This window comes from Herbaspirillum huttiense (assembly GCF_047300815.1).
GTDB lineage: Bacteria > Pseudomonadota > Gammaproteobacteria > Burkholderiales > Burkholderiaceae_D > Herbaspirillum > Herbaspirillum huttiense_A.
On sequence record NZ_CP178608.1, the window covers coordinates 2,162,457 to 2,172,754 of the forward strand.

Annotated in this window: 11 protein-coding genes; 3 read left to right on the forward strand and 8 right to left on the reverse strand. The window is 65.7% G+C overall.

Going from position 1 to position 10,298, the window contains the following annotated elements:
• Positions 1-39: 39 nt before the first annotated feature.
• Complete coding sequence (mobH, locus tag ACLRDN_RS09930) at positions 40-1,911, reverse strand: MobH family relaxase (protein ID WP_003821130.1); 1,872 nt, start codon at positions 1,909-1,911, stop codon at positions 40-42.
• Between the two features lie 316 nt (positions 1,912-2,227).
• Between mobH and ACLRDN_RS09935 the strand changes: the two genes are divergently transcribed.
• The 3 genes from ACLRDN_RS09935 (at position 2,228) to ACLRDN_RS09945 (ending at position 3,949) form a co-directional block, all read left to right on the forward strand.
• A complete protein-coding gene (locus tag ACLRDN_RS09935) occupies positions 2,228-2,854 on the forward strand; it encodes an integrase (protein WP_003821129.1) in 627 nt (208 codons plus the stop codon).
• A 12-nt stretch (positions 2,855-2,866) separates the two neighbouring features.
• Positions 2,867-3,499, forward strand: a complete 633-nt coding sequence (locus tag ACLRDN_RS09940; protein ID WP_012614066.1) for an RES family NAD+ phosphorylase — start codon at positions 2,867-2,869, stop codon at positions 3,497-3,499.
• An 84-nt stretch (positions 3,500-3,583) separates the two neighbouring features.
• On the forward strand, positions 3,584-3,949 hold the full coding sequence (locus ACLRDN_RS09945; protein WP_003821127.1) for a DUF3742 family protein: 366 nt from the start codon (positions 3,584-3,586) through the stop codon (positions 3,947-3,949).
• Positions 3,950-3,960: 11 nt separating this feature from the next.
• Here the strand turns inward: ACLRDN_RS09945 and ACLRDN_RS09950 are convergent, their stop codons facing one another.
• From ACLRDN_RS09950 to ACLRDN_RS09980, 7 genes are all read right to left on the reverse strand, one after another.
• Positions 3,961-5,481, reverse strand: coding sequence for a conjugal transfer protein TraG N-terminal domain-containing protein (locus tag ACLRDN_RS09950; RefSeq protein ID WP_413459947.1), 1,521 nt, complete (start codon positions 5,479-5,481; stop codon positions 3,961-3,963).
• Positions 5,482-5,496: 15 nt separating this feature from the next.
• Positions 5,497-5,868, reverse strand: a complete 372-nt coding sequence (locus ACLRDN_RS09955; protein WP_003821125.1) for a hypothetical protein — start codon at positions 5,866-5,868, stop codon at positions 5,497-5,499.
• Complete coding sequence (locus ACLRDN_RS09960) at positions 5,865-7,262, reverse strand: integrating conjugative element protein (protein WP_003821123.1); 1,398 nt, start codon at positions 7,260-7,262, stop codon at positions 5,865-5,867. The genes ACLRDN_RS09955 and ACLRDN_RS09960 overlap by 4 nt, the downstream gene beginning before the upstream one ends.
• Positions 7,263-7,271: 9 nt before the next feature.
• Positions 7,272-8,219, reverse strand: coding sequence for a TIGR03756 family integrating conjugative element protein (locus tag ACLRDN_RS09965; protein WP_012614067.1), 948 nt, complete (start codon positions 8,217-8,219; stop codon positions 7,272-7,274).
• Positions 8,216-8,662 (reverse strand): TIGR03757 family integrating conjugative element protein, encoded by a 447-nt coding sequence (locus ACLRDN_RS09970; protein ID WP_003821119.1) that lies wholly within the window; start codon positions 8,660-8,662, stop codon positions 8,216-8,218. Before ACLRDN_RS09970 ends, ACLRDN_RS09965 begins: the two co-directional genes overlap by 4 nt.
• Positions 8,663-8,824: 162 nt before the next feature.
• On the reverse strand, positions 8,825-9,319 hold the full coding sequence (locus ACLRDN_RS09975) for a JAB domain-containing protein (protein ID WP_003821118.1): 495 nt from the start codon (positions 9,317-9,319) through the stop codon (positions 8,825-8,827).
• A gap of 182 nt (positions 9,320-9,501) precedes the next feature.
• Positions 9,502-10,287 (reverse strand): DsbA family protein, encoded by a 786-nt coding sequence (locus ACLRDN_RS09980; RefSeq protein ID WP_012614069.1) that lies wholly within the window; start codon positions 10,285-10,287, stop codon positions 9,502-9,504.
• Positions 10,288-10,298: the final 11 nt, after the last annotated feature.

Here is a 10,298-nt window from a genome sequence, read left to right on the forward strand (position 1 = left end):
CGTTCAAACAGAACGTGTGGCACTTCCCCTCTTAGTCGGCTATTTGAGCGACAGATAAGGATTGTTCGGTGGAACGGCATCGAATATGTGCGATGGGTCTTCGAGCAAATAGCCATGCACCTGGCGCGTTTTGCGCGGTCCCATGACCTCGCACGTCCTGATGTTCAGACCCGATGGCTGTTTCCTGTGGAGTCCGAGTTTTTCAAAGCGCTTCTGCACCCACTGCCAGTCCTGCAGGGCCGCGTCCTTCGCAAGCGGCCCAATGGTTGGATGCTCTTGTGCGTAGCGCTGGAAAACACCAGGGCTGATCAGGTAAACCGTGTCGGACACGGTATGTACCAGGGCCTTGGCGTCATTGATGATGAGCTTGCGGGTCTGGACGGCCTGTTTCAGCCAGGCCATGAAATGCTCGCCCGATGGCCGCCCGGTAAATGAGGCGAAATCGTGCGGCGCAGGCGCGGCGGTCGGCGCCGAAGGACCTGGGGCCGATGCGGGAGGGTCGAGCGGCACCGCTGCATCGTCGGCACCCTCTGGCGGGGCTTCGACGGACTGCTCCGGCTCAGGCGTTGTCTCGAACATCGCCAGCATGCTTTCCAGTGGGTCGGCCGGATTGCGCTGCGTGCTGGGAGGTATGGCGTGACTTCCGCCCGACTGATCTGGACGGCTGCTTGCTGCGGGCTCCTTCTCCGTTGCCACCGCTGCTCCAGGTAGCAATGCAGCGTCGGGTGCGGACGGGCGCGGCCCGTCCTCGGCCTCGCCGGCGTTGTCCACGGTCACGGTTCCCGCAAATGGGCTGGGTCGCTCCGAGGGCTCCCAGATCAGCGCCGGGGCCAGGCGCAGGAGCGTGAAGGCATGGGACCAGCCACTCTCACTGGTAATAGTTGCGCGCCAGATGGCCTTGCCGGAGGCGGTGGGCTGCAACATGGCATGATCCTGTAGCACGTTGAACACGGCCGTGTTGTTCGCGGGGATGCCATCGACCCCCTGGGACAGCAGGTGCGCGCGCAGCTTGTCCGAGACTGTCTTGCTCACCAGCCACAGCGCGTCCTCGGTGAGCCAGCCATCGGAGGCCTCCGGCTGGTTCAGTTTCAGCTCTTCCTTGAGCAGGTAGCGCAGCCCGTTGACCAGCTTGCGTTGGAGCGAGTGCTTGGGCGCGGCCATGGCGCGCGCGGGATCGCCGCCCAGCTCCTGGGCGACGGAGGCGCGGTCGGCCTGCACGACAAGCTCGCCCAGAACCCCGGCGTGCTCGTACTGCCCAGCCAAGACGTAGAGCAGCGGCGCCCACAAGGATGGATAGCCACTGAGCCAGTCCAGCAGATCGCGATTGAGCAATTGCTGGTACAGCAAGCCTGTCGCGGCGCTATGAAGCCGGTACTCGCGGTCGTCGCGGTAGCGGAAGCGGTACGGTTGGCGCAGCGGGCCGTGCCATGGGTGCCAGGTGCTGCCGTCGGCCAGCTCGACGTGCAGATCGACGGCCACCTTGCCGATGTCATGGAGCAGTGCGGCATAGGCGACGGCCGCAGTCCAGGCTTCGGCCTGCGCCGCCTGGTCTTCGGGGCTGGCCCCGATGGGCAGCAGATGGGACTGCCGCAGCTTTAGGCTGTAGGCGACGATTTCGAGGCCATGGTCGAGCATGCCGCCCGGGTAGGCATGGTGATGCGCTTCGGAAGCCGGGAAGGCCTGGACCAGCTCGGCGTAGCGCTCCAGCGGCGCGCGGTACAGGGAGGCGAACTGCTTGCGCGAAAGCGAGGTGCGCTGCCAGATGTGTTCCAGCAGCTTCTGCCGGCGCGGGGTGGCGAGCAACGATGCGGCCGACTCCGGCCGCATCAACCCTTTCGGGAGGTCGGTGGCGGGTGCTGGCGACGGCGCGGCAGCGACCGGGGGCCGTTTTCGCTGGAACAGGGAGAGCATGTCGGTGTCCTGATGGCGGGCCGGGCGGGAGGCCTTTTGGCCTTTTCAAGGTAGGGCCTTTCCCCTTGCACCCCATTCCCTTGCCGTTTCGACCCTTTGGCCTTTAACCGTTTCGGTATAGCGGGGCCTGGGCTGCGGCTCCAGCGTCAATGCGGAACCCGCACGAATGGATTAGACGGCGACCTGGCGCTGGGCCCCGGCCTATGCTGCCGGGGCGCAACACCGCCAGGTAGGCTCCCACCCGGGCGACTAAGTTGACAAATGCGACAAAGGAGACTAGAGTGAATCCTGTCTCAAACCTACCTGGGAGCTGACCATGCCCACTGCGATCGAATTCATTGCCGACCGGCTGCCGCGAGTCACGGTGGAGGATGTGCGACGCTTCGCCGATACCGTCGAAATCCGGGATGCACCGGCGTTCGCGGCTGAGTTGCAGGCGTTCATCCACGAGCGCGTGGAGGCGGTGACGCTGCCCGCCAACCTGGAAGGTGAAACGGTGGCGCAGGCCTTGCAGCGCAAGGCGGCCGCGTTGCGCTCCGACACGCGCTGGACACCGGCTGAAACCGATGTCCAGCGAGGCCGCGCCTTGCTGCTGGAAGCCTTCAACCAGCCGGACAACCTGCCGCCTGCCGAGTTCGCCAAGCTGGCGGACAAGTCGCGCCAGCAAATCTACAAGGACATCCTCGCCCGTCGGCTGCTGGCGCTGAACGTGGGGCCGCGCGGCCAGAAGCTGCCCGACTGGCAGCTCGACCCGGTGAAGCAGCAGTTGACCCAAACCGTGCTCCAGGAGGTCGAGGGCATCGACCACTGGACGATCTACCGCGCGCTGTCCGAACCCCTCGAAGGCCTGGGTGGTCGCTCGCCCGTGGATGCGGTGACGCATGGCACGATCGATGACGTGGCCGAGGCCGTGTTCAACGTGCTGGGCGTCCAGGTGCATTGAAGCGAGACCGCCATGAGCCACGAGCTGCCTTCGTTCCTGATCGATGCCGGTGAACTGCTCCAGCATGTGAGCCGCGTCGTCTATCGGGGCAGCCCGCTGTACTATGGCCGCAGCAGCACGAATCGCTACGATGACCCAGCGGGGGCCTACGGCGTGCTCTACCTGGGGCGCGACCTGCCCACGGCGCTGATGGAGTCGGTGTTTCACAAGCACCAGTGGCTTGCGGACACGCAACGCTCGATCGCGCTGAAAGAAGTCCAAGCCCGGATGGTGCGCGCAGTAGGCGTGATGGACGACGTGTTTCTGGCCGATCTCACGGCGCAGGGCGTCATGGCGGGCTACTTCGGCCTGAACCTGGAGCAGTTGGCCAGCCGCGACTACACGCACACGCAGCGGGTGTCCGCCCAGGTGCATGCGATGCTCGGAGATGATGGCCAGGCGCTGTTCGACGGGGTGCTCTATCCGTCGCGCAACAACTATCCCGCCAAGAGCATCGCCCTGTTCGAGCGTGCGGGAGCGAAGGTTGGCGTCATCGAGGACATCGACCTGGTGGACCATGTGGACTGGCCGCGTTTCGTTGTTACCTACCGCATCGGCGTTGAACCCGACCCCGGCCCGGTGGGGCCGGATGACGAAGCGTCCTGAAGCAGCAAGAAAACACATTGAAGCCGCAAACCGAATGAAGTGGAGCAAACTGGAATAGGCATTCCTCAACAGCAGGAGACGACCATGAACACGACGACCCGCACCAGCACCGCAGAACGCCTCGGCCGCGCCTTTGGCCGCGGATGGCGTGCCTATGCGCGACGCGAACGGCGGGCGTCGAACTGGTTGGTGTCCAAGGGCATGCCGCGAGCTGGCGCTACCGCGCTCGTGTGGGTAGCCAAGCTGGCTGTACTGGGGGTGCTGCTCTACGTTGCGTTTTGGTTTGCACTCGTGATGCTGGGCGTTGCGGCGGCGGGATGGGCTGCTGCTGCAAATACTTCGGATGAGGACGAGTGGCCTTTCACCGACCTCACCGAGCTGCGCAAGACGCCGGGCTACGATCCCAACCTGTACAACGACACGTCGCACGAGTTGTACACCGACGACTGACCGGCCTCGCGCTATTTCAGTTTTCCTCCGGTGAGCGCCCCGGCACCCTTGCCGCCAGCTTGGCCGGCGCTCTTGCTGCCATCGGAAAGTCCCTGGATGACGTGCCCGGCCCGAATCCCAACCCAGGTAAGGCTCGCCAGCCAGAATCCCGGCAGAACCAGGAACATCGTGCCCATGACGAACATCAGGAGCATGTCGCCGAAGGCGTTGTTCAACCCTACCAGCGGGTCAAAGTTGGTGTGCGGCCGGTTCCAGCCAAAGCCCCAGCCATAAAGCGCGTCCAGAATCGTTGAATCGATCCAGCGTGCGAGCTGGAACCAGAAGTCCGTGAAGAACAGCGCGAACTGCACGACGCTGACGGTGACGACCGTCTTCAGGTCGTAGGTGCCCACAACCAGCACGAGCGGGATGCAGATGACCAGCGCCATCTTCAGTAAGGCGAGGATCATGGGCAGGGATTGGCGCACGACATCCATGGCAGGAAACGCGGCAATCGCGCCGACTGCCATCCCCACGTCGCCCGTGGCGCGCGTCACGATGTTCGGCAGGGTCTTGTCGATCTGGCCGCTGTAGTCCGTATAGACGCTGCCCTGGTTCAGTTTCTGCTGCCGCGGTGACGCGATGGCGCGGATCACCGAATCGTCCACCTCGGCCCGGCTGAGGAACCCGGCCCAGCCCGCCAGGCGATTCAGCAGGGTCGGGTCCACTTGCCCCAGCAGCCGCGCGCGCAGGCCGTTGCTGCCGTCTGACCACCACTGCCTGCAGGTCGGGTAGCCGCCACCATTGGCAACCTGCGCGAGGCCTGCATCGCGGGTGTCGTCATAGGGCCATGCCTCGCGCGCCGTGCTGGAGCGGTAGCTGTCGTAGTAGCCACCCGTGTCCGTGAAAAAGCGCGAGCCGATCCAGGTTACGTCGTGCATCTGCTGCTCATCGAGATCCGGGCGCTGCATGAACAATTTGGCCCGCGCAGGCCCATAGCAATCCCGCGAGAAGTCCGCGACCTCCTGAGCCAGTACCGGGTCGTCAATGCGGGTCGCGTCGATCTCCATCCTCATCTGCCGCAGGTCCGTACCGCACGGGATCGCCGCTACCGAGGCGCTCGTGACGGCGCGCGAGAGCGCGTGCATGAAAGCCCACCAGACCGGCACCTTCGCCGACTGGTTGTTGATGGTGCTGAAGGACTGCGACCAGCCGGTTTCCGTGGGCTGCGGCACGCTGACCTGGCACTGCGCCGAGCGCGAGCTGTCGTACTGGATGGTGCTGAGGTCCACGTCGATGAACGGAATGCCCGCGAACATCACCACCACGATCGCGACGAACACCCGGTTCTCGATACGGGCGGCACTCAGAACGCCTTTGTTGCCCTCGTCAGCGCCTTCCGCGCGGGCCTTCAGCCACTCCTGCACGACGATGGCGACGAAAGGCAGCGCGAACACCCCGCTGGACACCAGCACGGCCCAGATACCGTTGTTGACGATCCAGGACACGAGGGTGAGGTAGTACTCCAGATAGTCGGTCGTGAAGAGCGTCATGGCCCCGATCTCCCCTCAAGCGGCCTGCATCAACAGGCTGGCTTCCAGCGCGACGATGGCGACGACGCCGGCGACCTCGGTACGGATCAGCCGGCGCCGCGCCTGCCCATCTGTCCCGCTTTGGTCTTCGCGGGCCAGCACCCGGCGGCGCATCCAGAACCATCCATAGGCCGTTGCCGCGTACACGCACAGCCGCCAGATGAAGAAATACCCTGCGGAGGCCGCCAGCCACCGTTCCCAGCCTGCAACGCTGCCGACCAGGTTGATGCCCGCGACGTTCGCCCCCACTGCGGCGGCAACGATAAGCACCAGCCACAGCAGCGTCTTCGCCGCGCGCCGGCTGAACAACCAGCGCAGCGGCCGCCAGGCCATGCGCGCCGGGCTCATGGCCGACTCCCCGGATTGCCCTTCTGGAGCTGGTCGAGACGGTCCGGCACAGGATCGCCCTCGTAGATGCCGCGCGAACCGGCCGCGCGCGCGCCGTGGCGCTGGATGATCGCCATGGGCGAGTTGTTCGCCAGTTCGCGCCGCAGCTCCAGTTCGGTCTTGAGGTTGCGAATCTCACGGTCGAGCGTGTCGCTCTCGTGGTTCACCGCCTCCACGGCAAGTTCGTTCGCCGCGACGTTGGGCTCCTTCTTGCCCGTGAGCAGCGTGCGCTGCAGCAGCAGCGCTTTCTCCAGCACGGATGCCAGCGCGACCTCGGACGCGAGGCGCTGCGACAGCAGGTGCTGGTCGGGCTCGTCGCGCAGCGCCTCGATCACGCCGCGCGTGATCGGCAGCGACGCACTGCCAGCTTCGCGCAGGTTCTCCGGCGTCGTGTTCTTGGCCTTGGTTACCAGGTCCTGGAGCGCCTGCAGCTTGGCGTCGTACTCCTCCTGGATCAGCGGCGTGAGCCCGACGCCCGGCGTCGTCTCGGTCTTGGTGCAGGCATCGCACGTGCGCTGCTCCTTCTCGCCGAGCACGCGCGTGGCCCACTCGACGGCAGCCTGCGGCGAGGTCCAGGTCTGGCACGAGAGACTGCTGCAACTGGCCGGCGCAATGGACGAGGTGTCGGTCACGCCGCGGCCGTTGACCAGGTTGTAGCCAGCGCGGGTGACATCGCCGACGACCTTGATCGCGGGCTGGCCGGAGCCGCCCGCGTTGCTGCCCCCGACCCACGGCACGCCGTCATTGCCGCGGCGCGTCTCGGCCTGCTCGATGGCCGAGACCGCATCCGTGCTCGACACGGCATCGCGCAGCGCCAGCCCTTCGGCCATCTGGCTCCAGCCGAGTTGGCCGCCCGCCGTTTCGGCCATCTTCTCGGCCATGGCACGGCACGTCAGCTTGCTGCGGTCGAAATCCAGCCGCGCCTGCAGCACGCCATTGGTGAGCAGGTTGTACAGACCGGGATCGGCCCGCTGGATGATCAGTGCGGGCAACGATGCCACCGCACTGGTGGCACTCTGGATCACCGACGACATGATTTGCTGGAAGCCGTTGGTAATGCCGTTAAGTTGGTTCTTCAACGTGGTCTGGATGCTCATGTCGCCGCAGATCAAGTTGCTGTTCCAACCCACGCCGACACCGATGGAGCGCATGCCGGCTGCACGTCCCATCGACACGGCGTTGCCGCCACCGATCGAGTACATGACGTCATCGCCGATGACGCTGCCGCTGGTCTGGTATCCCAGTTGACCCCAGGCCACGCCGCTGCCCAGCGCGAGCGCGCCGGCCAGTGCCAGGACGATCTCCGTGCGACGTACCCGGCGGGAGAACGGATTGAATGCAGGACGGAACTTCATGGCACCCCCTCAGAGGAAATCGACGCTGCCCAGGAACACCTGGCCCCGGCGCTCGCAGCAGGCATACGGCCGCCACAGCGCCCATGCGTAGTCGCCTTGCTGGGCCTGGGTAAGGAAGCCGCTGCGCGGGAAGACCGTGCAGGACGAGGACAGGACGGGCGTGAGTTCTTGCCACTTGCCGGTCGAGGCATCGCCCTCCATCAGCGCGCCGGCCGGCCAGTAGCCGTCACGGGAGTTGGCAAGCAACGGCTGATAGACGTGGATCTGCCCGCGGCGCGTGACCACATCGCCCGCACGCTGGGCCACCACTGCGCCGGCCTTGAAGTCGTCGGTCTGGTGCAGGAAGCCGCCACGGGGATACACGTTGCCCCAGAGATTCATCGTGGTACGGGCACCGACTTCGCGCCGGCCCGGAATCAGCGCTTCCGGGTAGGCCATCTCGGGCACGTTGTAGCGCCAGGCCAGCGTATCCAGGGTGCTGAGCAAGTACGGCATAAACGCCGTGCCCGCGCCCTCACAGAAGTAGCCTGACGAAGAGACGAACTGGTTGAACACCTCTGCGCCGGGGTGACCGATGACATCCGCGTTCTTGAATTTGGCGAGGCTGTTTTCGTGATCCTCGTTCGTCGTTCCGTCGCCGCCAGCTTGGGCGGACGGGTTGGGCGTGCTCATTGCCTGGACTTCGACCCAGGGGTTTTCTCCGGTATTCGAGTACGACGACACCACTGCATCGGGGATGTAGTGGCGCACCTTGATCGACGTGCGCACGGTGCAGCCCGTCCATGTGCAGTAGAGCCAGTAGCAGATGCCGACGACGCGGTATTCGAGGCAATCGGGCGATGCCACCGAGCCGATGATGGTCGCTGTATTGAGGGCGTAGCTGCCCGTGGCGCTGAGCAGCAGCAACGAAGCCACGCCAGCGCGCAGGCGGCGCATCAGGTCGAATGGTCGGGTCACGGCTGGGTCCTCCGGTGCTGCTCGATGCGCGCGACAGCGCGAGCCACATCCGGCTCGCCATAGACCACATAGCGCCTGTCCACCACCACGGCCGGGAGGCTGGTGATGCCGAGGCTCCATGCGTCGGTAACGCCTTGGTATGCGGAAGCGATGCGTCGCTGCAGATCGGCACCGCCGCCATTCAGCCGGCGCTTGACGATGGCCGTCGCCTGTTCGGGGTCGGTGGGCAGTCCCGCGGAAAGCTCCGCTTCAATCCTGTGGGCTTCGTCCAGCTCGATCAGCCGCTCGCCGCCCATGGTCTTGACCGGGTGGCGGCTGTCGGTGACGACCACCACGTCGGCGGCGAAGGTGGCCGGGCTGAAAACGGCCAGGGCTGCCGGCAGCGCCACGGCCCGGCCGAGGGTTCGCCAGCCCGGCGCGAACCTGGAAAGGGATGCTGTCATGTCGCGTGCCCTTGAAGTTGATCAGAGCAGTAGTCAAACGCGAAGCCGACGCGGCCCCAACAAACAATGCGCATCGCGCACTGCCCGCATACCTGCTTGTCTCGCGCCCATGAAAAAGCGGAGGCCGAAGCCTCCGCGTGGATCAGGGAGCCGATGCCGTCGCTACAGCAGGCCGGATTCCGCGAACGAGTACGGCGTGCCCTGGCCGACGATGAGGTGATCCAGCACCCTCACGTCGATCAGCGACAACGCGGCCCTCAGCGTTTGGGTCAACGCACGGTCCGCGCTCGACGGCTCCGTGCAGCCCGAAGGGTGTTGGTGAGAAAAAATGACCGCTGCCGCATTCAGTTCCAAGGCACGCTGCACGATCGGACGCGCATGCACCGAGGTCGAATGGATCGTGCCTCTGAACATCGGCTCGTAGGCCAGCACCTCGTGCATGCTGTTGAGGAACACGATGGCGAAGACTTCATTGGGCTCGGCGGCCAGTTTCAGGCGCAGGTAGTCCTTGACGGCGGCAGGCCTCTCCAGGGATGGCCCCTTCTTGAAGACCCGCTGCTCCAGCAGCGCGATGGCTTGCCGGATGATCCAGTCATCGGATTGGGACATGGGGGCAAAACGTGGCTCCACGCAGGAGTCGTTGGCGACGAGAGACATGGCGGACCTCCAGAAAGTGAGCGGAGGGCGCCACCCTGGGAGGGCAAGCCCTCCTGGGGATGGAAACAGCGGAACAAGGTGCATCCATCACCGCGCGGCGGTGATTGTTCGCGGCCAGGATGCGAAAGCGAACGGGTAGCGGTCAGCGCGGCGAGCCGCGCCGTAGCCTTCAAGACCGAGGGCTACCTGGGCATGTCGCCGACAACGTCGGCAGGCATTTCGGATGTGGGGGTGGCGGGCGAACCCGGCGCGTCGCTGGCCATTTCCCCGGCCGCCAGCAGGTCCATGGCCGAGAGCAAGGCATCGCCCTCGATCGGCCCCTGCAACAGGATGGCCTGGCCCGTCTGGCGATCGAGCAGTCGCAGCGACGGCGTGGCGGTCACGCCGCTCTTGGTGGCTTCCGCGGCCTGCGCGCGGATGGCCACGTTGGGGCGCTCGCTAGCCATGCACTGTTCGATGGCTGACGTTGTTTCGGGGTAACGCAAGCCATCGGGCAAGCCCTGGCCGTCGCTGCGCGTGTGGGCATAGACCCATTCGACCGCCTGCCAGAACGCCGCATGCCCGCCCGCTTCGGCGGCGCACTCGGCCAGACGTGCCTCGGCCGACGCGGCAGGCTCGTGCGCGGCCAGCGGCTGGTGATGCCATTGCAGCGCCACGTCGGTGTTGTTGCCGACCCAGCGCTTGAGCTGCGGGAAATACTCCCGGCAGAACGGGCATTCCAGGTCGGCATAGAGCGTCAGCGTGAAACGGCCTTCCGGGTTGCCCATCTGCCAGGGTGGCCCAGCGACCTGCGCCGTGCTGACCGGCGCGCGCGACGGCGCTGAGGATTCGCCGGGCGTCCGGGACACCAGCCAGATCAGCAGCAGCGCGACCAGCGCAGCAGCCAATACCCAGGGCCAGCGAGGCCGCCAGCGGCGACGGCGGAACGCCTGGACCTGCATCGGAATGGAAGGACGTTTCTGTTCCATGGCGTTCTCCG